The sequence below is a fragment of the Kitasatospora sp. NPDC058115 genome (genome assembly GCF_042884635.1).
Lineage (GTDB): Bacteria > Actinomycetota > Actinomycetes > Streptomycetales > Streptomycetaceae > Kitasatospora.
In genome coordinates this window covers 220082-244445 of sequence record NZ_JBHVTL010000010.1, presented here as the reverse complement: position 1 = coordinate 244445, position 24364 = coordinate 220082, and the positions used below count along the sequence as shown (strand labels likewise).

General features: G+C 73.0%; 21 protein-coding genes and 3 pseudogenes. 13 read left to right on the top strand and 11 right to left on the bottom strand.

The genetic code is table 11. From position 1 onward, the window contains the following. Nucleotides 1-7: 7 nt before the first annotated feature. Nucleotides 8-598, bottom strand: coding sequence for a TetR/AcrR family transcriptional regulator (locus ACFVVL_RS13740; protein WP_380287173.1), 591 nt, complete (start codon nt 596-598; stop codon nt 8-10). 136 nt (nt 599-734) lie between these two features. On the opposite strand from ACFVVL_RS13740, the gene ACFVVL_RS13735 reads away from it, so the two are divergent. The 10 genes and pseudogenes from ACFVVL_RS13735 to ACFVVL_RS13690 all read left to right on the top strand — a co-directional run. Further along, nucleotides 735-1832: an ABC transporter permease gene (locus ACFVVL_RS13735; RefSeq protein WP_387674474.1), complete on the top strand. Its 1098-nt coding sequence runs from the start codon at nt 735-737 to the stop codon at nt 1830-1832. Continuing rightward, complete coding sequence (locus ACFVVL_RS13730; protein ID WP_387674471.1) at nt 1829-2509, top strand: ABC transporter ATP-binding protein; 681 nt, start codon at nt 1829-1831, stop codon at nt 2507-2509. Before ACFVVL_RS13735 ends, ACFVVL_RS13730 begins: the two co-directional genes overlap by 4 nt. Nucleotides 2510-2827: 318 nt before the next feature. After that, nucleotides 2828-3412: a cysteine hydrolase family protein gene (locus tag ACFVVL_RS13725; protein ID WP_387674468.1), complete on the top strand. Its 585-nt coding sequence runs from the start codon at nt 2828-2830 to the stop codon at nt 3410-3412. Next, nucleotides 3409-4311, top strand: a pseudogene (locus ACFVVL_RS13720) (GlxA family transcriptional regulator); the annotation flags it as partial. The gene ACFVVL_RS13725 and the pseudogene ACFVVL_RS13720, both read left to right, overlap by 4 nt. A gap of 182 nt (nt 4312-4493) precedes the next feature. Beyond that, nucleotides 4494-4577: pseudogene (locus ACFVVL_RS13715) on the top strand (hypothetical protein); the annotation flags it as partial. Nucleotides 4578-5197: 620 nt separating this feature from the next. Next, on the top strand, nt 5198-5941 hold the full coding sequence (locus tag ACFVVL_RS13710) for an NUDIX domain-containing protein (RefSeq protein ID WP_380287169.1): 744 nt from the start codon (nt 5198-5200) through the stop codon (nt 5939-5941). Beyond that, entirely contained in the window at nt 5942-7117 is a 1176-nt protein-coding gene (locus tag ACFVVL_RS13705) for a purine phosphorylase (protein WP_387674465.1), read from the top strand. Continuing rightward, the gene (locus ACFVVL_RS13700) at nt 7114-9096 is read left to right on the top strand and encodes a hypothetical protein (RefSeq protein WP_387674462.1); all 1983 of its coding nucleotides are present in this window, start codon (nt 7114-7116) and stop codon (nt 9094-9096) included. The genes ACFVVL_RS13705 and ACFVVL_RS13700 overlap by 4 nt, the downstream gene beginning before the upstream one ends. A 24-nt stretch (nt 9097-9120) precedes the next feature. After that, complete coding sequence (locus tag ACFVVL_RS13695) at nt 9121-9660, top strand: hypothetical protein (protein ID WP_380287166.1); 540 nt, start codon at nt 9121-9123, stop codon at nt 9658-9660. Nucleotides 9661-9817: 157 nt separating this feature from the next. Beyond that, nucleotides 9818-9940: pseudogene (locus tag ACFVVL_RS13690) on the top strand (family 1 glycosylhydrolase); the annotation flags it as partial. 48 nt (nt 9941-9988) lie between these two features. Here ACFVVL_RS13690 and ACFVVL_RS13685 read toward each other — a convergent pair. The 6 genes from ACFVVL_RS13685 to ACFVVL_RS13660 form a co-directional block, all read right to left on the bottom strand. Next, nucleotides 9989-10330 carry a CU044_2847 family protein gene (locus ACFVVL_RS13685; RefSeq protein WP_380287165.1) on the bottom strand — a complete coding sequence of 114 codons (342 nt, stop codon included), beginning with the start codon at nt 10328-10330 and terminating at the stop codon, nt 9989-9991. Then, nucleotides 10327-11691 (bottom strand): ABC transporter substrate-binding protein, encoded by a 1365-nt coding sequence (locus tag ACFVVL_RS13680; RefSeq protein ID WP_387674458.1) that lies wholly within the window; start codon nt 11689-11691, stop codon nt 10327-10329. The genes ACFVVL_RS13685 and ACFVVL_RS13680 overlap by 4 nt, the downstream gene beginning before the upstream one ends. Next, complete coding sequence (locus ACFVVL_RS13675; RefSeq protein ID WP_387674456.1) at nt 11691-12821, bottom strand: hypothetical protein; 1131 nt, start codon at nt 12819-12821, stop codon at nt 11691-11693. Before ACFVVL_RS13675 ends, ACFVVL_RS13680 begins: the two co-directional genes overlap by 1 nt. Then, nucleotides 12818-14308 carry a VWA domain-containing protein gene (locus ACFVVL_RS13670; protein ID WP_387674453.1) on the bottom strand — a complete coding sequence of 497 codons (1491 nt, stop codon included), beginning with the start codon at nt 14306-14308 and terminating at the stop codon, nt 12818-12820. Before ACFVVL_RS13670 ends, ACFVVL_RS13675 begins: the two co-directional genes overlap by 4 nt. 54 nt (nt 14309-14362) lie before the next feature. Then, nucleotides 14363-16492 (bottom strand): tetratricopeptide repeat protein, encoded by a 2130-nt coding sequence (locus ACFVVL_RS13665; RefSeq protein ID WP_387674450.1) that lies wholly within the window; start codon nt 16490-16492, stop codon nt 14363-14365. A gap of 200 nt (nt 16493-16692) precedes the next feature. Further along, on the bottom strand, nt 16693-18471 hold the full coding sequence (locus ACFVVL_RS13660) for a trypsin-like peptidase domain-containing protein (RefSeq protein ID WP_387674447.1): 1779 nt from the start codon (nt 18469-18471) through the stop codon (nt 16693-16695). 259 nt (nt 18472-18730) lie between these two features. Here ACFVVL_RS13660 and ACFVVL_RS13655 point away from each other — a divergent pair, with 259 nt between their 5' ends. From ACFVVL_RS13655 to ACFVVL_RS13645, 3 genes are all read left to right on the top strand, one after another. Then, nucleotides 18731-18916, top strand: coding sequence for a hypothetical protein (locus tag ACFVVL_RS13655; RefSeq protein ID WP_387674444.1), 186 nt, complete (start codon nt 18731-18733; stop codon nt 18914-18916). Then, entirely contained in the window at nt 18901-19410 is a 510-nt protein-coding gene (locus tag ACFVVL_RS13650; RefSeq protein ID WP_387674442.1) for a hypothetical protein, read from the top strand. Before ACFVVL_RS13655 ends, ACFVVL_RS13650 begins: the two co-directional genes overlap by 16 nt. Before the next feature lie 62 nt (nt 19411-19472). Then, nucleotides 19473-20381, top strand: a complete 909-nt coding sequence (locus ACFVVL_RS13645) for a phosphorothioated DNA-binding restriction endonuclease (RefSeq protein ID WP_387674439.1) — start codon at nt 19473-19475, stop codon at nt 20379-20381. A 59-nt stretch (nt 20382-20440) separates the two neighbouring features. On the opposite strand, the gene ACFVVL_RS13640 is transcribed toward ACFVVL_RS13645, so the two are convergent. The 4 genes from ACFVVL_RS13640 to ACFVVL_RS13625 form a co-directional block, all read right to left on the bottom strand. After that, nucleotides 20441-20743: a hypothetical protein gene (locus tag ACFVVL_RS13640; RefSeq protein WP_380287152.1), complete on the bottom strand. Its 303-nt coding sequence runs from the start codon at nt 20741-20743 to the stop codon at nt 20441-20443. Between the two features lie 328 nt (nt 20744-21071). Continuing rightward, nucleotides 21072-22337 carry a sensor histidine kinase gene (locus tag ACFVVL_RS13635; protein ID WP_387674436.1) on the bottom strand — a complete coding sequence of 422 codons (1266 nt, stop codon included), beginning with the start codon at nt 22335-22337 and terminating at the stop codon, nt 21072-21074. Between the two features lie 4 nt (nt 22338-22341). After that, nucleotides 22342-23127, bottom strand: a complete 786-nt coding sequence (locus ACFVVL_RS13630) for a response regulator transcription factor (protein ID WP_387674433.1) — start codon at nt 23125-23127, stop codon at nt 22342-22344. Between the two features lie 162 nt (nt 23128-23289). Continuing rightward, nucleotides 23290-24150, bottom strand: a complete 861-nt coding sequence (locus tag ACFVVL_RS13625; protein ID WP_387674431.1) for an endonuclease/exonuclease/phosphatase family protein — start codon at nt 24148-24150, stop codon at nt 23290-23292. Nucleotides 24151-24364: the final 214 nt, after the last annotated feature.

Below are 24364 nucleotides of genomic sequence, written 5' to 3'. Positions count from 1 at the left end.
GTGCGGATCAGCCGTCCCGGAGGGTGGCCGCGGCTCCTGCCGCGAGGCGGACGGCGCGCTGTGCCACCTCCTCGTAGGGGTCGCCCGACTCGATCAGTTCGGTTGCGGCGTTCACCAGTCCCTGCAGCAGTCGGGCCGTGCGCACCGGGTCGGTGTCGCCGAGGGCGGCGAGCGCCTCGGTCAGTGGCCGCAGGATCTCGGCGTGTGCCTCGGCGGCCCCGCGCCGCAGGACCGCCGCGTCGCGGTCGTGGGCCAGGGCGCGGGCGATGCGGTGCTCGCCGTCGCGCACCAGCGCCAGCTGGGCCCGGACGTACGCGGCGACCTGATCGGTGGGGGCCGGTGGGGCGGCGGCCATCTCGGCGTGGATGCGCCTGGTCCAGCGCGGGGTGACCTCGCGCACGACCGCCTCCAGCAGCTCGGCGCGGTCGGCGAAGTACTTGTAGACGCTGTTGCGGGCCAGGCCGAGCCGGGCGGCCACCGCGGCGAAGGTCACTGCGGCGGCGTCACCCTCCTCCAGCAGCTCGCGCGCGGCGACCACCAGCGCGGCGCGCTGCTGCGCGCGGTGGTCGGCGACGGTGGCGGCACTGATCCTGGGCACGTACGCCAGTCTAGGGACGCCCGTCGCCGACGCTCCGACCAGGTCTGAGGTGCCTGGCCACCCCCACATGGGGACGCCGTGTCGCCATCTTCTATCTTGGGGACGCCTTGTCCCCAAGATTCCGAAAGGGCACCCCGTGCTCCTCGCCCTGCTCGAACTGAAAGCGGCCCGTGGCCGCTTCCTCCTGATGGGCAGCGTCGTCGTCCTGGTCGCCGCCCTCGTCGGCGTGGTCTCCGGCTTCACCACCGGACTCGGCGACGACACCGTCTCCGCACTGCGCCGCCTGCCCGCCACCCACCTCGCCTTCGCTCCCGACGTCGCCACCGACCAGTTCGCCCGCAGCCTCGTCGACGACACCACCCTCGACGGCTGGCGCGCCCGGCCCGGTGTCCGGGCCACCCCCCTGGGCGCCACCATCACCCGCGGCACCACCAGCCGCGGCACCGAGGTCGACTTCGCCGCCTTCGGCATCGAACCCGGCTCCTTCCTCGACCCCGCTCCCGGCCGCCTCGACCGGCCGGACACCGTCGTCATCTCCCGGCAGCTCGCCGACCGGGGAGTGCGCCCGGGCGACACCCTCACCGTCGACCGCCTCGGCATCACCCTCACCGTCACCGCGACCACGGCCCGCTCCTCCTACGGACACGTCGCCGCCGTCTACCTGCCCATCGCCACCTGGCGGCGCATCCGGTTCACCACTCCCGGTGCACCCGCCGCCGAACTCCCTCACCAGTACACAGCCGTGGCCCTGCAAGCCGACCCCGGAACCGATCCCGCGGTCGCCGACGAGGCCCTGCACACCCGCACCCTGGCTGTCGAGGAGGCGTACCCCGCAGCGCCCGGCTACACCGGCGAACGCGTCACCATGACCTCCATCCAGGCCTTCCTCTACGTCATCGCCCCACTCGTCGTCGGCGCCTTCTTCGCCGTCTGGACCGTCCAGCGACAACCCGAGCTCGCCCTGCTGCGCGCCATGGGCGCCTCCCGGCGGCGCCTGCTCGCCCACACCCTCGGCCAAGCCGCCGTCGTCGTCACCGCCGGCGCCCTCGTCGGCGCCGCCCTGGCCGGCGCGGTCGGCCTGCTCGTCGGCGCCAAGGTGCCCTTCAGCCTGCCCGGCACCGCCCTCGCCGCCACCATGGCCACCGTCGTCCTCACCGCCCTGGCCGGTGCCGCCGTCACCCTGCGCCGCGTCGCCACCGTCGACCCCATGACCATGCTCGGAGCCGGACGATGAGCCTCACCCTCCACGACATCACCGTCACCCTCGGCCGCGGTGACTCCCGCACCACCCCGCTGCGCGCCCTGAACGCCGAGTTCCCCGCCGGCCGCCTGACCGCCCTCGTCGGCCCCTCCGGCTCCGGCAAGTCCACCCTCCTCGCCGTCGCCGGCGCCCTCCTGCGGCCCGACAGCGGGCAGGTCCTGCTCGACGGGACCGACCTCGCGGCCCTCACCCCCTCGGCCCGCGCCCGGCTGCGCCGCGAGCGCATCGGCTACGTCTTCCAGAGCGGTAACCTGCTCGCCGGACTCACCGCACACGAGCAGCTCCTCGCCGCGGCCTCGATCGCGGGCCGCCGGGCCCGCACCGTGCGTGAGCGCGCCCGCCGGCTGCTCACCGACGTCGGCCTCGACCACCGCCTGCACCACCGCGTGGACACCCTCTCCGGCGGCGAGCGCCAGCGCATCGCCATCGCCCGTGCGCTGCTGCTGGAACCCGCCCTGCTGCTCGTCGACGAACCCACCGCCGCCGTCGACCGCACCCGCGCGGCCGCGCTGGCCGACCTCCTCGCCGACACCACCCACCGGCACGGGTGCGTCACCGTCGTCGCCACCCACGACCCGGTCGCGGAAGCGGCCGCCGACCGGGTCCTCGACCTGGCCGCCCTCCAGGCGAAGGCGCCGGCCGCGCCCTGATCGCGCCGTGGTCGGGCGTACGTGCCCCGCCGGAGCGGACGCCGATCCATGGGCCGGGTGAACGCCCGCTCATGGATCGACGGGCGGACCGGCGGGCCCGGCCGTCGGCGTTCCTCCGCACCGGCCCCCGCGCCCGCCACAGCGACGACGAGCCCGGCCGTCGACACCCCCCGGCGTCGTCGCGCGCAGCCCGGCGCGCATCCGGTACGACCGCCCGTTCGTCGGCGGGCCCGCCGTCACGCGCCCTGACCGGATCGTTCCGTATCCGGGCCCGATGGGGTCTTCGCCCGGGCACCCCGCGGCGGTGAGGATCGAGGCATGACCACCGCACTCCTCGTCATCGACGTCCAGGAATCCTTCCGCCGCCGCGAGAACTGGGCGGCCGTCTCCAACCCCGGGATCGTCGGGCAGGTCGCCCGGCTCGTCGAGCACGCCCGGGCCAGGGGCGACCTCGTCGTCTGGGTCCTGCACGCCGAACCCGGCACCGGTACGGTGTTCGACCCCGCCCTCGGCCATGTCCGCCTGATGGAGGGACTGGTGCCGGTGGACGGCGAACCCGTCGTCACCAAGACCTCGCACAACGCGTTCACGACCACCAACCTGCAGCAGCTGCTCACCCGGCAGGGGGTCCGTGACCTGGTGGTCAGCGGCATTCGCACCGAACAGTGCTGCGAGACCACCACCCGGGTCGCCGCCGACCTCGGCTACGAGGTCACGTTCGTGGTCGACGCGACCGCCACCCATCCGGTCGAGCACCGGGACGCGCCGGCCGGGCGCAGCCTCGACGAGATCCTTGCCGATCCGCGCACGCTCTCCACGGAGGAGGTCATCGCCCGGACCGAGTACGCTCTGGCGGGCCGCTTCGCCACCGTCACCACCGTGAAGGAGCTGACCGGATCGTGACCCGCGTCGTCTTCCTGCTCGTCCCGCGGTTGCACCTGCTGGACCTCTCCGGGCCCGCCCAGGTGTTCTCGACGGCGGCCGACCACGGGCTCGGCTACACGGTCGGCTACGTGGCCGAGCAGGAGGACGTCGCCACGGCGCAGGGGCTCGCGCTGCGGGCTTCCGTGGATTGGCCGCGGCTCACGCCGGACGACCTGGTCGTGGTCCCCGGCTGGCGGGCGTCGACGCTGCGGGCTCATGGGGAGCTCGCCCCGGAGACGCTGGAGCGGCTGGCCGGCCACCACGCGGCCGGCGGTACGGTGGCCAGCGTCTGCGCGGGCGCGGACGCGCTCGGCCGGGCGGGCCTGCTGGACGGGCGCCGCTGCACCACGCACCACGACCTGCAGGACGAACTGGTTCGCCGCTACCCGAGGGCGGTCGTCGTGCGCGACGTGCTGTACGTGGTGGACGACCGGGTGGTGACCTCGGCCGGCATCGCGAGCGGCATCGACCTGGCCCTGCATCTGGTCGCCGTCCGGCACGGGCCGGCAGCGGCCGCGCGGATCGCGCGGGAGATGGTCGTCTACGCGCGGCGCAACGGCGACGAGCGGCAGGTCAGCGTCATGCTCCGGCACCGCGCCCACCTGGTGGACGCCGTCCACCGGGTGCAGGACCTGATCGACGCCGGCTTCACCGCCCGGCTCAGGCTCGCCGACCTCGCCGGCGCGTCGGGCGTCAGCGAGCGCACCCTCACCCGCCACTTCACCGAGGCCACCGGACTCACCCCGCTGCGCTACCAGCAGGAGCTGCGCGTCGAGCGGGCCGAGCACCTCATCGCGCACGGCGCGACCACGGAGGCCGCCGCCCGCGCGACCGGCTTCCAGGACGCCCGGATGCTCCGCCGCCTCCGCGCCCGGGCCGGGGCCGTCCGCACCGGCGCGCTCCGCGACGCGGACGTGTCGGCCGGAACGTCAACTCCGTTGCCAGGCAGGCCACGTCAGGAGAGCGGACGCTGTCCGTCAAGGGCCGCCCGTGATGACAGCCCGTCCGACGGGCCGAGGGCTACCGCCAACGCTTCGGCCTCGTCCACGTCGACTTCACCACCCAACGCCGCACCCCCAAGGCCTCCTACACCTGCTACCGCGACCTGATCGCCGCCCACCGGGCGAAGTCGGCGGCGCGGTAGCGGGCCGTGCCTGGTGGGCTCTACACGCCGGGGCGTGCGCGGGTGGGGTGAACTCGCGGCCGCCGAATCGGTAGATGCCGTACTCGCTCAGGCGGAGCCGGCAGTCCTCGGCCACCATCGCCGCGTAGAGGCGCGGCGATGCATGGCGCTGCGCGTCGGCGTAGTGGTGGATCCTGTCCACCCCGATGACGATCCGAGGACGGTCGGGGGCCAGGAGAGGTAAGTCCGTCGGTTGTATAGCTAGAGATCGTCTTCAAAGATCAGATCCAGAGCAGGATCGACGCGATGGTGACGGCGGCCTGGTAGGACTCACGGGTCTTGTCGTATCTGGTGGCGAGGCCGCGCCATGGCTTCATCCGGTTGGAGTCGCGGGACGTTCAGCTCGGAAGGGTGGGAGGCGGAGCCGGTCAGGGTTCGCAAACTCGCGGATCAGGAAGGTCGGCTGTTGCAGCAGCTCGTGCGGCAGCACGAACACGGTGTGCTGTGGGCGGGCGATGGCTGCTGGTCTCGGCCGGTGGGAACCGGATCTCGGTCAGTGCAGGGGTGCCGGCCCCGAGCACAGTGGTCCCCGTCACGCCCCTTCTTGTGTAAGTGACAGTAACTGAAGTACCTTACGGGGCATGCAAGATGATGCATGGTCACCACCACTTGTGCTTTTAACAGTTGATCTCGTGATCCTGACGCTGCGGGAGAACCGCCTGCACGTCCTTCTGGTGGAGCGAGGGGAAGATCCCTTCCGGGGCATGCACGCCCTGCCCGGGGGGTTCCTGAACCATGACGGTGAGGAAATCCTGGATGCGGCGCACCGCGAACTCAGCGAGGAAACGGCCCTGGCCGCCGGCTGGGTGCACCTTGAACAGCTGGCCGTGTACGGGAAATCGGGCCGCGACCCGCGGGGCCGGGTAGTCTCCGTGGCCCACCTGGCGATCGCGCCGGGGCTGCCCGACCCGGTTGCGGGAACGGATGCCACTGATGCCGCATGGGTTCCCGCCGACGCCGTCCTCTCCGGCAAGGTGGAGCTCGCCTTCGACCACCGCCGAATCATTTCGGACGGGATCGAACGCGCGCGCACCAAGATCGAGTTCTCTGCGCTGGCCACGGCATTCTGCGGGGAGAACTTCACCATCGCAGAGCTGCAGCAGGTGTACGAGGCCGTCTGGGGCACTGAACTCGATACCCGCAACTTCTACCGGAAGGTCCAGGCCGCGAAGGGATTCATCGTCCCCGTCGGCACGGATCGCAGGACCACGGGGGGACGGCCCGCGCGACTGTACCGGGCTGGTCCGATAGCCGTGCTGTTCCCACCACTGATCCGACCCGCGCCGTCCGTGACGGAAGAGAACACGAGAGGGGAAGAGGAGTAGATGTCGAAAGGCCCGGTGGTGATTCTCACCGCCCTCAATCTCGAATACCAGGCCGTGCGCCAGAGGCTGACGGGTCCGCAGGTGCATCGCCATGAACGGGGTACCCGGTTCGAGGTGGGAACCGTGCGGGGCACGTCCTGCCGTGTCGCACTCGGCCTGACGAGCAAGGGGAACCATTCCGCCGCGGTGATCGCCGAACGCGCGATCCAGGAGTTCTCGCCGGTGGCCGTGCTGTTCGTCGGGGTCGCCGGCGCCCTGTGGGACACCACCAGGCTGGGCGACGTGGTGATGGCGTCACATGTGTACGCCTACCACGGCGGGACCAGCGAGGACGACGGGCTCAAAGCCCGCCCCCGGGTGTGGGAGGCGCCGCACGGCATCAGCCAGCTCGCCTCGCACCTGGCCCGCTTGAACGACTGGGCGGACCCCGCGCCCGGTCACGAGGAGGGACCCCAGGTCCGCTTCGGAGCAATCGCCGCCGGCGAGATCGTCCAGAACTCCAGGATCTCGGCCGAGGCGAAGTGGATCCGACAGCACTACAACGACGCACTCGCCATCGAGATGGAAGCGGCCGGCGTGGCACAGGCCGGTCATCTCAACGGAGCACCGGTGGCCATCGTCCGGGGGATCAGCGACCGGGCGGACGGCACGAAGAACAGCGCGGACGACCGCGACTGGCAGCCGCGGGCTGCGGCGAATGCGGCGGCGTTCGGTACCCGGCTGGCGGTCGAACTCGTGGAGGAACAGGGGGAGGACCAGGAGGAACCCGCAACGCCCCGGGGCGACAGGGTCCGATCGACCGACCGGTTCGGCCGACACGTCAGCAACACGGCCCACAACAGCACCGTCGGGATCATGGCCGGCGCGGTCATGGGCAGCAGCGTGCACATGAATGCGGCTCCTCGGACATCCGGCCCGAGGGACCTGTGCGCAGAACTGAACGGCTTCCGCGAGCAGCTGGGGTGGCACCGCGCCGAGGGCGCCCTCGACGAGGACACGTACCGAGAGGCCCTGACCGATTTGGACTCCGCCCTCCGGTCGGCCGGAGGGAACACCCCCGAATCGTCGAAGCGCACGGTCATGACGCTCAGGAGACTGCGCGGACTGGTGGCGGAGTGCCCCGCACTGGTCGCGGCACTGGCCCCCGTGGTGGCCGCGGCCGGTGACCTGGCATGAACCAGAGCAACGGTGCCGCGTACAGCTCGGCCGCGTACGACTCCACCATCGGGATCCAGGCCGAGACCGTACACAACTCGACCGTGTACTTCGTCCACCCGGACGCCTCGCCGCAGGAGAAGTACAGGGTGGGTGTGCGGCTCCTGGAGGACGGCATCCCCAGTCGCGCCCGCGGGATGCTCGCGGATGCGCTCGCCCACGGGTACGACGGCGCGGAGGTCCGCTTCCACTGGGTGCTCGCCATGCTCAGCGCACGCACCTACCATGACCTCAGCACCGAAGAGGTCCAGGGGCTGCACCACACGTCCGGGCTCGTACGGACCTACGCCGACGGCGAGTGGAAGGAAGCCCTGCGCGTCACTTTCGACCTGCTGGGGGTGCTCAGCACCGCCAGCGGCGAGACGGGACCCGTGCTGAAGCAGCTGCAGGACCTGCCGCTTCGCCAGCACAACGCGATCCTCCGCCACCTCGACCTGATGCTCACCGGAGGACTCAAGGACGACCTGTGGGCGGAGACCCTCGAAAGGGCCAGGGCGGAGCGCTTCGGCAACGACCGGGCCCGGCGGGTCTGGGCCTACTTCGAACCCGCTCCCATCGGGGCGCGGGCGATGCCTCCCCGCCCGAGCACCGCTGCCGCCGCGAGGGCAGCCCTCCCGGTCCGGACCATCCTGTTCGTCGTCAGCAGTGTGCTCCTCTGGGCCCTGGCACTGACCGCAGAGCCGGCGCAGGCGAGCATCGAGCTCCTGGTGGCGCTCGGTGCTGGTTTGACCGCGTCCCGTTTCGGCCTCCGGTGGTGGGGCCGGGAAGCCCGGCCGAGTCTCGCGGCCGGGGCCCGCATCCCGCACCCGCGCGGTCCCGTCGCAGCCGAGGACGGGTTCACCAGCCGCGTCCGTCATGCGTTCGATCACTACTTCAGTGTTCGGACGCCCTACGGGTTCACTCCGGGCGCCTGGCTCACCCACACCGCTCAGGTCCGCAGCAGCCTCGCGGCCGAGATCGCGGACCTCTACCGGGAGAGCCGGATCGGTGTGGAGCGGGTCACCTGGCTGATCCGGCACCTCGCCGAGGACGCCCGGAACCGCCACAACAATGGCACCCTGTTCGATCAGTACCGTCAGGACCAGACTCCGGTCAGGACGAAGGCCCTGTCCGTGGTTGCCCTCGCCGCTCTCGGAGCCGCAGTTCTGGCCGTGTTCGGCACGGCACTCTCGGATGCGGCCGAACCGCAGCCGCTGTGGGCGTTCCTGGCCTTGCTCGGTACGGTCTGGTCCGGGTGCGCAGCCACGTTCCGGTGGCTGGAGGTCCGGCGTGAGGAACACCGGTTGGCCCGGGAGACCCGGAACTACCACGAGCAGCTGACCGCGCGACAGGTCGCCCACCAGCAGTGGCAGTCGTTCCTGGACACCATGCGCCCCAGCGAGCGTGAGATGGAGACTTGGCTCACCTGCGACAAGACCGTGTTCGTCGATGAAGTGCTTCGGCACCACCGGCTCACCTGGCGCGACCTGATCACCCATACCATCCTGGTGGCCCCGGCCACCTCCTACAAACGAGGCCGGATCAGGGGCGGACCCTGGCGGTATTCGCACTACGTCTTCCGTGTGTTCCTGTTCACCCAGAACGGCATCCGCGAGATCAGCTCCGAGTTCAACTTCTCCGACGCGACGCGCAAGAACGAGCAGCGGAGCAACTACCGGTTCGACGCGTTGTCCTCCGTCCAGGTGGCGGACAACGTCAACGTCGGCTACGACCTGGAGCTCGTCCTGACCAATGGACCAGCCAGGAAGATCCGCGTCAAGGACGCCGATGCCCATCAACTGGCGCCCGACGAGAACTCTCAGGAAATCTCCGAGATCAACCTCAGCTCGGCCGGCTCCACCCACACCTTCCGCCTCCTTGAGGGGATCGCGGCGGACGGGAAGGGCTGGATCGAACGGCACGGTCCCAACAACCTGACGCCCTTCCAAATCGCCGGCTGAGCCCGCACTCGATCGAGCATAGGAATGCCAGTGACCTCCACGGACGATGTCACCGAGAGCACAATCCTGCTGGCCGAGTACGACCGCCTCAAGGAGGAACAGAAGACCCGCATAGGGTTCCGCGACAACCTGCTCTACTTCACGCTCGCCGCGGCCACTGCGGTCGTGGCGGTCACCGTCCAGAGCGGCGAGTACCGGCTGCTGCTCTCCGTTCCCGCGATCTGCCTGATCCTGGGCTGGACCTACCTGGTCAACGACGAGAAGATCTCGGCGATCGGCTGCTACGTCCGCGACCAGCTGGGACCACGCCTGGGGGAACTCGCCTCCGCCCACGCCACGGTGTTCGGCTGGGAGGTCTACTACCGCAACGTTGCGGGCCGCGCCATGCGCAAGCGGCTCCAGACCGCGGTCGACCTGTTCACCTATCTGGTCCTGCCTATGGTCTGTACGACCGCGTTCTGGAGCTCTCCCACCATTCAGCCCCTCCTCTTGCTCGCTTCTGTCGTGCAGACGCTCGCCCTGGCCGTCTTGGGCTGGCAACTCCTGCGCCGTGCGGAGCGGTAGCTCCAGCCCCACCGAACCGGCTCCACGCGCGTGTACGACGCCTCACCGCCGGAGCAGAACCCTCTAGCGGTCTTGTCCGCCGCTGCGCGGTGCTGCGACTCCAAGAGGGTAGCGGTGTCGACGATGCCGCTCCGCAGGGTGACAGCCTGTTCGACGGGCTGAGGGCTACCACCAACGCTTCGTCCACGTCGACTTCGCGACACAGTTGCGCACCCCCAAGGCCTCGTACACCTGGTACCGCGACCTGATCGCCACCCACCGGGCGCGGTACTCGGCGTGATCGGGCGGGGTTCGCCGTTGGTGGGAGGCGCGCAGCGGGCAGTTGTGGTCATTCCTCGGCGTCGGCGCCGTCGGCGGGGGCTTCGGGGGACCAGCGGAGCGTCACCTCGAAGTGGACGCCGGCGGAGCCGCCCGCGAGGATCACGCCGACGCTGCCGTCCAGTTTGACGCCGAACTTGACCTCGATCTCGTCAGGTCGGCGGGGCAGGGCGCGGAACGCCTCGATCACGTCGGACGCCGTGTTGACCACGGTGTGCAGCGAGTCCCGCACCGTGGTGCCCGCTCGCTCCAGGGTTCCCCGGCCGGCGGGTGCGACTCCGGTGCCGGTGCTCTCGCTCTCGACCACCAGCGTTCCGCCGGAGGCGAGGGTGAATTCGGTGCGTGTCGTCACTTGGCCTCCTGGCCCGGGGGTCGGGACGCGCAGGCGGAGCCCTGCGGCTGCTGCTGACGGGCAGCTACCCGGACCTGGTCCAACTCCGTGAGGATCGAGGGCAGTCGGGCCGGGTCGTTCAGGTAGTCGAGCACTGCGCGGTTGAACGCGGCCGCCATGGTGCTGGGCATGCTGTCCGAGGCGTCGAAGCACAAGGTGGCGGGCGAGGTCAGCAACGCGTGGATCCGGCGGGCGATGCTGCCGGGCTTGTCGCGGGACACCGTCCGCTCGGCGATCGTGCGGTTGACGGAGAAGGCCGACTCGGGCTGCCGGCCCGGCCAGATCTGCTGGGCGTCCGGGCTCGCGAGGAAGGCCATGAACCTCTCCGCCGCGGGCGAGTCGCGGAACATCGCGACGAGGTCTCCGGACACCTCGTACGCCGGTGTCGGCGTCGGCCGGAACTCGGGGAACGGGACGAAGTCGTAGTCCGTCTCCGGGGCGGCCCCGGGGTCCGGGGTGACGGGGGCGCCGTGGGCGAGGTAGCAGCCGGGCGGCGCGGTGAAGAGCGGACGGGCCCCTTCGCCGTAGCGGGTCAGGAGCGCGGTCAGCGGGCCGCCGTGGAGCGCACCCTGAGCGGTGACGCTCTGGCCCCAGGTCTGCCAGGCCGTGGTGACCGGCGCCGACGTCCAGCCGAGCTCGCCGCCGACCCACTGCTCGTAGGTGTCGGCACCCGACTGGTGCAGCAGGATGTCCTCGATCCAGTCGGTGCCCGGCCACCCCGAGTTGGGCGGGTCGGCCACGGCCAGGCACCAGGGCGTCTCGCCCCGCTGGGCCAATGACTGCCCAACGGTGACCAGTCCGGCCCAGCTGTCGGGTGGCCGGGGCGTGAGGCGCTGGGGGTTGTACCAGATGAGACTCTTGACGGAGGCCTTGACCACGACGGCGTACGGGTGGTCGGTCCCGGCCTTCCCGAGGAGGTTCCACTGGGGGCTGTAGTCGGAGTTCAGCCGCTCGACGAGCTCGCGGCCGAGCGCCTCGTCCCGGAAGCCGTCCAACGGGACCAGGGCGTGCTGCTGCGCGTAGGAGCGCAGCGCCCCGGGGTTCGGCATGACGGCCAGGTCCGGTTCCTCGCCCTGCTGGACGCCGCTCCGCAGCACCTGGTCGAGTGCCCGGATGGGGGAGGCGTGCACGGTGATGTCGGGGTTCCGCTCCTGGAAGGCGTTGATCACTGCTTGGAAGGACTCCTTCTCGGCGTCGGAGGTCCAGGGCGTCAGGATGGTCAGGTCGCGCCGGTCGGACGAGCCGCCGAGGCACGCGGCGGAAGCCGCCAGCAGGGCGAGGACCACGAGGAGCCGGAGGGCCGTCCGGCGGTTCCGCCGCATCATCGGCCTCCGAACCGGTACTCGTCGATGCGCCGGTTCAGCGCGCCGGCGGACGCCGCGGCGGCGGCCAGGGTCAGCAGCACGACGGCTGTCAGGCGCTCGGAGGAGGAAGCGTCCGCCCGGGCGGAGCGCTCCGTGAAGTCCGCCTCGGCCCGGCCCAGCCGGCGGCCTTCCTCCGGCGTCACCTCGGTCGCGGTGGTGGACGACGGCGTCAGGCCGGTCCCGCAGAAGCTGGTGGTGGCGGTGGCCGTGCACGCTCGCGCGACGATCTCGAACAGGTCGTCGGCGGCCAGGCCGGCGGAGCGGGTCGCCTGCTCCTCCGCCAGGACGACCGCATCGACCCATGGGCCGTCCAGGGCCGAGCGCAGGCGTTCGTCCGCGGCATGGAGCGACAGACCGCACCACAGGGCCGTCGCGGTGAGGGCGAGCACGGCAGGCGCCAGCCAGGCGTTCAACCGACGCCGGAACCGGCGCCGCAGCACCACCTGTGTCCGCGCGAACAGCGCCAGCACCAGTGCGAACGGCACCAGGAACAGCAGATCCGTGGCGTCCGCCAGCCACACCGAGTCGAGTCGGGCGGCCAGTGCCGTCTTCCCGTCCTGCCGCAGGACGTCCAGCGTCTCCGAGGCCTCCCGGTACTGCAGTTCGGCGTACCACAGGGCCGGCAGGGCCTGGGTGAGCGAGCCGCTCCGCCGGTAGTCGGCGGCGGCCTGCTCGATCTGGGTGTTGTAGTTGACGACGAGCCCCTCGACGCGTTGCATGTCACTGGCGGCCGTCGGGCCCGCCACGTCGTACCGGGCCAGTTCCGCCAGGTTCTGGTTGATCGCGGCGATGTCGTTCCGGTAGCGGTCGCCGAGGCCGCCGAGGACCACGGTCTCCTGCAGAAAGCCCTGTACCGCCGCGCGTTGGGCGTCCGCGAGCGCGCCGTACGCGGCCTCGGCCCGGAGGACCGCGGGGGCGGCCCGCCCGCCGACGGCGTCGCTCCCGGCGTGTGCCCGGCCGGACACCACCAGGCACAGCGCCCCGGTCAGCAGGCTGCCCGCCACCAGCGCCCCGCGGAGCCGGCGCAGGGTGCGTGCGGTCGTGGACGGCGTCGCCGGTGCGTCCGCCACCGGTCCGGGGGCCGTCATCCGCCCACCGCCGGCGGGTCGTCGGTGAAGGCGTGATCGCAGGCGAGGTTCTCGCAGTACCGCGCGCCGGCCACCGCGATCCGGCCGCACTTCGGGCAGCGCGGCCCCGGGGCCGGCGGCTGCCCGGGCCCCGGATCGGCGCGCGACGCCGGTTCGCGCGAGAGACCGTACGAGCTGCTGGTGACCGTGCCCATCATGGCCTGAAGGACGTAGTCCGGATCCAGATCCGGCAGCAGGCCGACCACGCCGCGTACGGCGTCCTCGATCCGGACGACCTTGCCCAGGCGCCGGAGCGCGTCCTCGTTGCGCAGCTCGGTGGCCAGTGCCACGGCCCGGCCCCAGGCGTCGCACGCCCCGTGGCGATCCCCCTGGCGGAACAGCGCCCCGCCCCGCCACCGGAGCGCGTACAGCTCCTTCTCCCGTTCGTGGCGGCCCCGGTCGGCCCCGATGACGGTCTCCGGGGCCGGCTGGTCGAGCCAGCGTGCGGTGACCACCTCCACCGAGCTGACCGGTGTGGCCAGTGCGGTGCCGATCGCGCCGGTGACCACTTCGAGGGACGCCAGGGTCTCCGCGTCGGTGCCGACCCTCCGGTCGCCGGTCACGGTGAAGGTCGCGACGAACCGGCGCGCCTCGCTGCTCCAGGGGCCGGTCGGGTAGTCGGCCGCCGCTGTTCCGGCCAACGGCAGGCGGTGGCCCACCAGGTCGGCCAGTGCCGGGTAGGCCTGTTCGAGGACCGACACCGACACTCCCGGTGCGCAGCGCACCCGCAGGGCCAACTCGGACAGCGTGCGGCCCATGGCGGTGCGGATCAGCGCGCGGAAGTCGGGCGCCAGGTCGGCGAGGTCGGGCACCGCGTCCGCCGTGCCCCGGAGTTCCTCGGCGATCCGCCGCAGCTCGGCGGGCTCCCAGTCCGCGCCGATCCCGCGGGCGTCGCAGGTGAACACGGAGCGGCAGTCGGCGAGCACGGCGTCCATCGACCGGGCCGACCGGTCCTGGTGCTCGTTGCGTCCATCGGTGAGCAGGAGCACGTGGCGGATCAGTTCGCGGTGCGGTTCGAGCAGTTCACGGGCCTTGTCGAGCCAAGCGCCGATCACCGTGCCCTGGGCGCCGGGGGCGATCCGGTTGATGGCCTGCTTCGCCTCCGCGCGGGTGCCGGCGTTCGCCGGGGCGAGGAAGGAATCCCGGGGGTAGACCATGGTTGCCCGATGGGTGCCGGCGACCACCGCGAAGAGGGTTCCCTCCCGCAGGGTCTCGATGGCGGCGCAACTCGCCTCCTTGGCCCGTTGGAGCTTGGTGCGGGGCTCGCTCATCGACCCCGACTGGTCGAGCAGGATGACCTCGGCGAACCGCGCGTCGCCCGGCGGGCCCACCCGCCGGTCGGCCGGGGTGTCCGCGGCCACGCTGAGGTAGACGTGCACCTCGCGTTCGTCCAGGGAGCGGTATCTGTCGTAGTTGGCCTCGAGGGTGACTCTCGGCACTTGGCTCATCTGCCATGTCCTCGTCGTCGGGGGGAGATGGATGATCCGTCAGGGCCGGTCGGTTCACCAGGTGGTGACCGGCCGCACGGTGTTGGCCAGATCGACGAGCACGGTGCGGCGGTCCTCGCCCGATGCCCACTGGGCGAACGCCCGGTACTCCCTCTCCAGCCCCGACCGGAGCTCGTGCTCGGTGGCTTCGTCGTCGGGCGCGGTCCGGCCCGGTGGTGAGGTGCGCCGGCGGTCGAGCCTGGCCTCCAGGATCAGTGCGGCGAGGCGGCGCCGCTCGGCCTCGTCCAACGGCAGTGCGGCCAGGACCCGTTCGGCTTCGGCGAGGTCCTCGTGGTCGGGCAGGCCCCTGGTGCCCGCGCCGAGCCGTCCGGTGCGGATCCGCAGTGCGGCGATCCGCGCGGCCCGGTGGTGCGGCGAGGTGTCGGGCACCTGCCCCAGTGCCGAGAGCGCACCGGCCCGGTCGCCGCGCCGGAGCCTCGTCCTGGCGTGGCCGAAGGCGGCGCTCTCGTGCCAGCTGTCGGTGCGCCACACCGCGAGGTAGGCCGCCGCCGCGGCGTCGAGTTCCGCGTCGGTCGTCGCTCGGTACTCGGCGCACAGTGCCAGCGCGAGCTTCGGTGCGAGCTCGCCCGGCAGCATCTGCCGGCAGGAGGCGAACATCTTCTCCGCGCCGCCGAACTGCCGCTCGGCCAGGGCCATCAGCCCCTCGTGCCAGTTGAGCCGCCACCCGGGCCGCAGCAGACCTCTCGCCCGGTCCAGCGCGGCGCGCGCTGCTTCGAGGTCGTCGAGGCGCAGATGGAGCCGGCAGCGCAGCAACTCGGCCTCGGGTGAGGAGGCGCGGGCGGAGGCCGGGACCGCGTCGGCGTAGGAGGCGAGCTGGGAGAGGGCGACCGCCGGATCGGCGCTGACCGACGCCCTGAGGAACCCGGCCGCGGCATCGCGGGCGTCGACCAGGGGCTCGGGCAGGCTGGCCGCCGCCACGACCGGCGTGGGCGGCGCCGTGGTGAACGGACGGCAGCTGCCCTCGGCCGCCGCCCGCAGCGCCGCGGTGCTCGTCCACCGGTCGAGCGGCGGCACCGCCCCGAGCCCGGGGTCGAGCAGCGTGGTGGAGCGGGTGAAGAGCAGTGACGGCGCGGTGTACTGGGCGTTGTCGCGGCTGGACACCAACTCGCGCAGCACGCCGCTCAGTTGGCCCGCCATGTCGGACGCCGAGGCGAAGCGCAGCAGCGGATCGTCATGGGTGGCGCGATCGATGAGCCGGCGCAGCGAGGCGAAGCGGGCATCGCCCGGGTCGTCGGTGTACCAGTGGAACAGCGACTCCAGGGTTCTGCCCACCGTGTGGAGGTCGGTGGCGACGGTGGGGCCGGTGAGCATCAGCTCCGGGGCCATGTAGCCCTCCGAGTACGCCCCGCTTCCCGGTCTGCCGGCCTCGCGCACCGCGCCGAGGTCGATCAGCTTGATCCGGGAGCCGTACACCATCAGGTTGCTCGGCTTCAGGTCGCAGAACAGGTAGTGGCGGTCGTGCAGGTACTGCAGCGCCCGGAGCGCGCTCAGGACGTGGCCGATGACCTGCTCGGTCTCCAGCCGGCCGAACAGTTCCGGGCGTTCCAGGGAGTAGCCGGGGACGTACTCCATCACCAGGTACCCGTGGTAGCCGTGCCGGGAGCCGGCCGACGGCTCGTCCGCCACGAAGTCGTAGATGTCGACGATGTCGTCGTGTCTGAGCTCGATCAGGAACCGTTTCTCCTCCGCGGCCTCCTGGACCCGCCTCGGGTCCTCCGCGTCGATCAGGCCCTTGAGCGCCACCGGACGGTGGTTCAGCCGCTCGTCGTAGGCGAGGTAGATCCAGCCGAAGCCGCCGTGCCCGATGCAGCCCTCGACCCGGTAGCGGTCCGACAGCAGATCGCCCCGGCCGAGTCGCGGTACGAAGGAGTAGGCCGTCCCGTCGTACGGGCAGCGCCCCTCCAGCAGGTTCGGCTGGCCGTCGACACCCGTGCCCACGGGGCGGCGGCAGGCGGGATCGGGGCAGAGCCTGCGCTCCTCCGGGATGCGTGGAGCGACGCTGACCGCCCGGTCCGGCTCCGGTCCGGCGATCGCCGACGGCGTGACGAGGCCCAGGCCCCACCAGGGGTCGTCGCCGAACGGGCGCGGCGGCCGGGCGGGCTCCGCGGGGCGTGCGGGCGGCACCGCACGGCGGTTCCCGCCCACTGGCAGCGACCGCTCCGGGTCCCGCTCCGGGGTCCGCGCCCCGGTCGGCGCCCGCCCGCCCTCGGGCCCGGCCGGCGCCCGCCCGCCCTCGGGCCCGGCCGGCGGTGGCGGAAGCAGGCAGCGCCGGCAGTAGCCGGTGCCGTCGAGTTCGCCACCGCATCCGGGGCGGTCGCACCGGTTCACGCCTGCCTCCCGTCGATCTCGCGCCGAACGGCCCGGTGGTACTCCTCGACCCGGAGCTCGGCGAGCGGCAGGTCGCATCCACCGCTGTAGAGCAGCCGCCGTGCCGCCTCGTACGACTCGCCCAGCTCTTCGATCAGTCCGCGTGCCGCGGCCTCCGAGCGGTAGGCGTCCAGCCGCCCCCGGGCCCGGTTGCGCCGGGCGAGCAGGGCCGTGCACTCGGCGCTCAGGCGCCGGGCCCGCGCCAGCGACCGGGTGGCCGTCTCCTCGCAGGTGTCGAGTTCCGCCGGCAGCCATCCCCGGAGGGCGGGTCCGGCGGCGGCCGGGCCGGCGTCCCGCAGAACCCGCAGGCGGACCGCGAGCGCGGCCGCGGCGGCGACCTGCGGCGGCGGTGTGCCGAGGATCCGCGGTGCGAGGTGGTCACGGCGGACCCGGGCGTCGCGCTCGGCCGCCTCGACCTCCTCGGCCAGCCGGTCGAGCCGGTCGAGGCGGGTGCCGAACCGCTCCTCTCCGTCGTGTCGCCCGCTCGGCGCGGCGAGTGCGGGGCGCGCGCCGCGTACGGCCCGCGTGGCCGGCGAGGCGGGCGCGGCCGGCGCGGCGGGCCGCCCGAGGCTCGCCGCGACCGCGCTGCGGACGTAGCGCGGAGGGTCGCCGTGGTAGGCGAGCAGCAGGCGCACGCCGATGCTCGGCGCCCGCGCGGCGATCGGTTCGAGCAGCCGGTAGTGGAGCTCGCCGGGGTCGGCCGCCAGGTCGACCGCGTTCACCACGACAACGATCGGCGATCCCAACTCCTCCAGCTGGTGGAAGAGCTCATCGGTGACGCGGTCGGTCAGCAGGCTCAGGCTCTCCGCGAGCTGCCGGGCGATCTGTTCCGTCGTCCGCCCGGTCGCGTCGACGGCGGCGTCCACCTCGCCGAGCGGGGGGACGGTGCCGGGCGGGGCGCCGCTGACGGTCCCGTCGGGGGCCGCCCGACGGTAGCCCGGCACCGTCAGGCCCACCAGACGGGACGTCAGCGCGACCGCGCCGCCACCGCCGATCGCACAGACCCCGCCCGGCCCGCCGGACGCCAGCCAGCCGACCAGACGGCGGGTCAGGGCGAGCCGCACCGGGTCGTCCAGCACCTCCGGGACCTGCGGCGGCGGCCAGTGGCTCGGCAGTCCCTCCGAGGGCCGGCTCGCCAGGTGCCCGTCGAGCACCGCGCTCGCGTACTTGTACAGCGTCCGGACCGCGATCATCCAGCTGCTCTCGGCGAGCGGTGCCCGGACGACCGCGATCACCCCGAGGATCTCACCGTTCGCGGCGAGCGCCGCCGCACCGCTGAAGCCGCGGTCGACGCGCTGTTCCAGGACGGCGTCGAGCTGCACCCGCTCCCCGGTGAAGTCGTACGAGGCGATCCTCGCATTGACCAGCTGGCCGTTGTCGGTACCCGCCGGAAAGCCGAAGATGCGCACCATCTCGTCGTGCTGCCAGGTCCGCCGGATCCTCGCGCGCGGTGCGCCCGGCACGGCGGACGGCAGGGCGAGCACCGCCACGTCCCCGCGCTGGTCCGGCAGCGGGGGCTGCCAGCAGCTGTCGACAACGGTCGCCGGATAGGCGTCGTCGGGGCGTCCGGCGATGCGCACCCGGACCTCGCGCCCGGCTCCACGCCCGGCTTCGACGGCCTCCTCGACCACATGCGCGCACGTCAGCACGTACTGGCCGTCGAGCATCGTCCCGGCACCGTGCACGCGCCCCTGGGTGTCCTCGATGCGCACCAGCCAAGGATCCTGCCACCCCATGGCGAAAAACGTTACGGCAGAACGGAACTGACGGATAGTCATTCGGTCCGACCGGATCAGGCCGCGAACCGGGACGGGGGTTGCCGGGAGCTGCCACCGCAGCCCCGGCCCGTCGCCGTCGGACCTCCGGGGTGCCGACCCCGCCGGGGCCCGGGCGGCCACCGTCGGCCCGTGGAGCCCGCGCACTCCCGGCCTGGCCGTACGCGGCCCTCGGCCCGGACGTAGGATCACCGCGGCGGGGTGTGGCGGAGGTCGCCGCGTGGTTGTCGGGGAGGTGACGGTGCAGGAGTCGGCGCACAGGGTCGGCGCGGCGTGGTCGGAGAGCGGGCTGAGGCTCATCGACGGGAAGTACCCCCTGGCGGTGGAGCGGTACGTGCTGCGGCAGGTCGCCCACCTCGTCCCCGGCGTGACCACGGTGAGCGGGCATTCGTGCAGCGCGCAGTAGCGGGTGTGCGGGACCAGCTCCAGGAGAACGCGGCGGCCAAGGCCGTCCGGAAGCTCGGCACCCGGCGCGGCACCGTCGCGCGCCGGCATGCCGCCAACCTGATCTCGGTCCACGGCCGTTGGTCCAACCCCAGCCGGGCCGCCCTGGACGCCCTCGGCTGCACCGGCCTGGACGGCCCGGTCGGCGCCTGGGCCTGTCACGAGGACAGCCGCTGGTCCTTCGTGGCCTGGCGCAAGCCGGACCTGTTCGAGGTGACGTACCGTGGACAGGCCGTCAACTGGCGGCACTTCCGGCTCTCGCCCGCCACCTCGCCCGCCGCGCTGGCCCGCGACCCGTCCTTCGACAGCCGCCGCCCGATCGCCCGGGGTCTGCTGTCCCAGACCACCGCCATCGGCCGGACCCTCCTCGACGCGCTCGACCTCCCCACCCCGTTCCCGCCGCCGGACGCCCTGGCCCCGGAGGACGCCTCCCTGTCCGGGGCCGGCTCTCCCTGACGCGGGCCGGGGACGTACCCGCGGACGGGACCGGCGCCACGCCCGGCCTACCCTGGGTGGTCATGGACTGGCTGGAGCGGGTGGCGAAGCTGAGACGGTGGACGAGCAAGGACGTGCGGGCGCCGCACAAGCCGTTGTTGCTGCTGTACGCGCTGGGCAGCTTCCAGCGCGATGCCGACGCCGAACTGCGGTACAGCGTGGTCGAGGGCGAGCTGAAGCGGCTGCTGGAGGAGTACGGGCCGTCCCATCCGACGACCCCGGCGTACCCGTTCCATCACCTGGTCAGTGACGGCGTGTGGGAGGTCAGGACGGACCAGGGGTCCGGTAGCCCCGGCAGCGGGGTACGGGTCCTCCGGGACAGCGGAGCGAGCGGCAGGCTCGCGCCCGAGTTGCGGGTGGCCCTGCGGAAGGAGCCGGCGCTGCTGGGCCGGCTGGTGCGGGTGCTGCTGGACTTCCACTTCCCGCCGTCGCTGCACACCGACCTGTGCGAGTCGGTCGGTCTCGACCTGGACCTGGCCGAGACCGAGGGCCTGACCGGCGCCCAGGGCGGGAAGGAGCGGGCGGCGCGACGGCAAAGGGACCGGAGGATGCGCGAACTCGTGCTGACCGCCTATGAGTTCCAGTGCGCCTTCTGTGGCTACGACGGGATGCTGGGCGCGAGCACGGTCGGCCTCGAAGCGGCGCACGTGCGCTGGTGGTCCCACGAGGGGCCGGACGAGGTCGACAACGGCCTGTGCCTCTGCTCCCTGCACCACAAGCTGTTCGACAAGGGCGTCCTCGGCCTGGGGGCCGGGCATCGCATACTCGTCTCGCAGCGCTTCGTCGGGCGCAGCGAGGCCAGCCGCCGGCATGTGCTCGCCCTGGCCGGACGCCCGGTCATCGGTCCCCAGGCAGGGATCGCACCGGTCGCCGGTCGGCACCGGGAGTGGCATGCCGAACAGGTCTTCCGGGGTGCGCCCCGACAGCCGTGACCGACCGCCCGGTGGCGCTGTGCCGATGACAGCGGGCAGGCCGGGGCAGGCTGCGCGGGCTACACGGTGCCGGCGATCCAGCCGACGGTCTCGGTGGTGTGGGGGCCGTCGGACAGAACGGTGCCGCGGCCGACGAGTTCGTTGATGCGGATCTTGAAGCCGGTGGTGGTCACGTCGGCGATGCGCAGCCCCGGGGTGTCCGGGCCGTTGAAGGTCTGGACGAAGGGGACCACGATCACCTCCGTGCCGTTGGGAAAGGGCGTGGGGAAGGTGACCTGGGTGAAGGTGGAGGTGTCTCCGCCGGTGACCGCTGAGCGGCTGGTGGAGTTCAGCTGCAACCTGCCCGTCTGGATCATGCTCATGGTCTCCGCCTTTCGTGGGGACGTCGCCCCGTCCGGGACTTGAGGAGCGCCGCCTGCAGGGGAGTTGCCCGGATTGATCCGCGTTTAGAGCGCAAGTCGCCGATATGGGCGAACTGTTCTTGTGCGACTTGTCAAGGGTGACGCGGCGGGCTAAGGGTGACGGCGTGAACGGCCCGGACATGGTGATCGCGCGGACGGCACGGAATGGCCGGCGGTCGTCGGTCGCCGATGAACGCCATGGGATTTCCGGTTCTCCGGAAACCGCATCAGCACCGAGGCCCGGGCGGGTGGGCCGGTGATTTCGGATTTCCGGCTTCCGTCAATTCGTTCATCGTTCCCGGGCCGGCGGGTCCGGGAGGTCGAGGGTGGTGAGGGCGCCGCCGTCGGGGGCGTTGGCGAAGGTCAGGGTGGCGCCGAGGACCGCGGCGTGGCCGGCGGCGATGGTGAGGCCCAGGCCGTGGCCCCGGCCGCGTTCGGTGGCGCCGGTGCGGAAGCGCTGCGGCCCGTCGGCGAGGAGGTCGTCCGGGAAGCCGGGGCCGTGGTCGCGCACGGTGATCCGGGCGCCGGTGACGGTGACCTCGACGGGCGGCGCGCCGTGCCGGTGGGCGTTGGCCACGAGGTTGGTGACGATGCGCTCCACCCGGCGCGGGTCGGTCGGGACGACGGCGGGGGCCTCCAGCCGCAGCCGGGTGTCGCCGCCGGCCTGCCCGGCGGCGTGGGTGACGAGGTCGCCGAGGGGGACCTCGTCGAGCCGTGCCCGCTCGGCACCGGCGTCCAGGCGCGAGACCTCCAGGAGGTCCTCGACCAGGACCCGCAGCGCGAGCACCTGCGTGCGGACCAGGCCCGCGGCCTCGTCGTCCTCCGGGAGCAGTCCCGCCGCCGTGACCAGGCCCATCAGCGGGGTGCGCAGCTCGTGGGCGACGTCGGCGGTGAAGCGTTTCTCCGCGGCCAGCCGCGCCTGCAGCGCGGCCGCCATCGCGTCCACCGCCACCGACATCTCGGTGATCTCGTCGCGGGCCCGGCCCCGGCTGCCGATCCGGGCGTCGAGGTCCCCGTCCGCGATCCGCCGGGCGGTACGGGAACCGTGGCGCAGACGCCGGTTCATCCGCTCCGCCCCGAGAGCGGCGGCGGGCACGACGACCAGGAGCGCGGCGAGCGCCGCCTTGACCATGCTGCGGTCCAGCAGCTGGAGACTGCGCACCTCGGCGCTCATGTCGGTCCGCACCACGATCACCCGGTCGCCGCCGACCGGGGCCGCCGCCCAGAGCCAGTACCAGTTCGGCTCCTTGACGTCGTACCAGAGCGCGTACGCGCCCGGCGTCCGCAGGTCGGCGACGGCCCGCGCCAACGGTGCCGGCAGCTCGGCCACGGTCTGCAGGTCCGCGAAGTCCGGACGGTCGCCCGTGAGCGAGAACTCCTTCTCCGCCGCGGCGACCTGCGCGGCCGCCAGCTCGCGCCCGGTCCGCTCGCCGCGCTGGTCCGTCGCCCGGTGGACGAGCACTCCGATCACGGCGGCGACCGCGCAGCAGGCCAGCGCGACCAGGGCCGCGACCTTCCAGCGCAGGGAACGCGGGTCGAACAGCCGGGTGGCCACCGGCTCAGCCCCGGACGAGCTTGTAGCCGAAGCCCCGGACGGTCTCGATCCGGTCCGCCCCGATCTTCTTGCGCAGCCGCACCACGCACAGGTCGACGACCCGGGTGTCGCCCTCCCAGCCGTAGTCCCAGACGTCGCGCAGCAGACGGCGGCGGTCCAGGACCGCGCCGGGGTTCTCGGCGAAGGCCAGCAACAGCCGCAGCTCGGTGGGCGTCAGCGGGACCGGCCGCCCGTCCAGGCGCACCTCCAGGCCGCGCAGGTCGACGGTCAGGTCGCCGAAGACGAGGAGGTCGGGGGAGGAGGAGGCCGCCGGGGGCTCCGGGGGCCGCGCCGGTCCGGCGGGCGCGGACGGCGCCTGCGCGGCCCGTTCGTCGTGCGCGGGCTCCGGGGCGGGAGCGCGGTGGACGGTCGCGCGGCGCAGCAGGGAGCGGATCCGGGCGACGAGGACGGGGATGTCCACCGGCTTGACCACGTAGTCGTCGGCGCCGGCCTCCAGCCCGGCCACGACGTCGAGGGCGTCGCCCCGGGCGGACATCATCAGGATCGGGGTCAGGCTCTCCTCGCGGACGCGCCGGCACAGGCCGATGCCGTCGAGGCTCGGGAGCATCACGTCCAGGATCAGCACGTCGTGCGCCCCGGCCCGGAACGCCTCCAGGCCGTCGAGGCCGTCCCCGGTGACGTCGACCTCGTAGCCGTAGCGTTCCAGGGCCAGTTGCACCGAGCGGCGGATGACCGCGTCGTCCTCGACGAGCAGCACGCCGACCGGGTCGGGCACACGAATGGCGGACAAGGGTTCTCCGATGTGTTCGCCCGGGGAGCCGCACTCCTCCGGGCCCGCGGGTGTTCGATCGTAGCCGTACGGGCGGCCGGGCGGCGGGGCGGCCGGGCGGCGGGGCGGCCGGGGGCGGCCGGGCGGCAGGGGGTGGCACCGGGGCCCGCCCCCGCGGACCGGTCAGAGCCGCAGGGACGCCGCGACCGGCAGGTGGTCGCTGCCGGTGGCGGGCAGAGTCCATGCCGCACGCGGCGTGACGCCGGCCACCAGGATCTGGTCGATCCGGACCACCGGGAACGCCGCGGGCCAGGTGAAGCCCAGGCCGTCACCGGCCTCCCGCTGCGCCGACCGCAGCGGCCCCGTGAGCCCGCGCAGCGCGGAGTCGTCGACCGAACCGTTGAAGTCGCCCAGGACCACGATCCGGGTGAGCCGCTCCGCCCGGAGGGCCTCGGCCAGCCGTGCCGCCGCCTCGTTGCGGCGGGCGGTGGCGAAGCCGCCGGCCAGGTGCACCCGGACGGAGGCGAGGTGCACCGCGTAGAGCGCGACCGGCCCCTTCGGCGTCCGCACGGTGGCGCGCACCGCCCTGGTCCAGGGCATGATCTCCACCGGCTCCACCTCCTCGACCGGGTACCTGCTCCACACCCCGACGCCGCCCCGCACCTCGGAGTAGGGGTAGGCGGCCGCCAGTTCGTGCCGGAAGGCGGCCTGCGCCCGGCTCGCCAGCTCCTCCACCGCCAGGACGTCGGCGTCCGAGGCCGCCAGGGCGCGGGCCGTGCGGCCCGGATCGGGGTTCTCCTCGTTCACGTTGTGGCTCACCACCGTGAAGTCCCCGCCGCCGGACCTCCTGTCGACGAGGGCGGGCCCGAACAGCACGGTCCACACCAGGGCGGGGACCAGCACGGCGACCGCGGCCAGGGCCGACCGGCGCACCGCCGCGCAGCACAGCAGCAGGACGACGCCCAGCCCCGACCACGGCAGCAGCGTCTGGCAGAGACTGCCGAGGTTGCCGACGGTGTTCGGCAGGTGGGAGCTCAGGGCCATGGGCGCGGCACAGAGCAACGCGGCCGCGGCGATCAGCCGGCCGCGCGGCCTGCGCCGTCCCCGCCGCCCCGGCCCGTCGGCCGCCGCCGGCCCGCCCCCGGGCGAGGGCGCCGGCGGGGCCGGGTCCGTGCCTGTGCCCGCGCCCGTGCCCGTGCCCGTGCCCGTGTCGATGCCCGCGTCCGTGCCCGCGTCCGTGTCGATGCCCGTGCCTGCG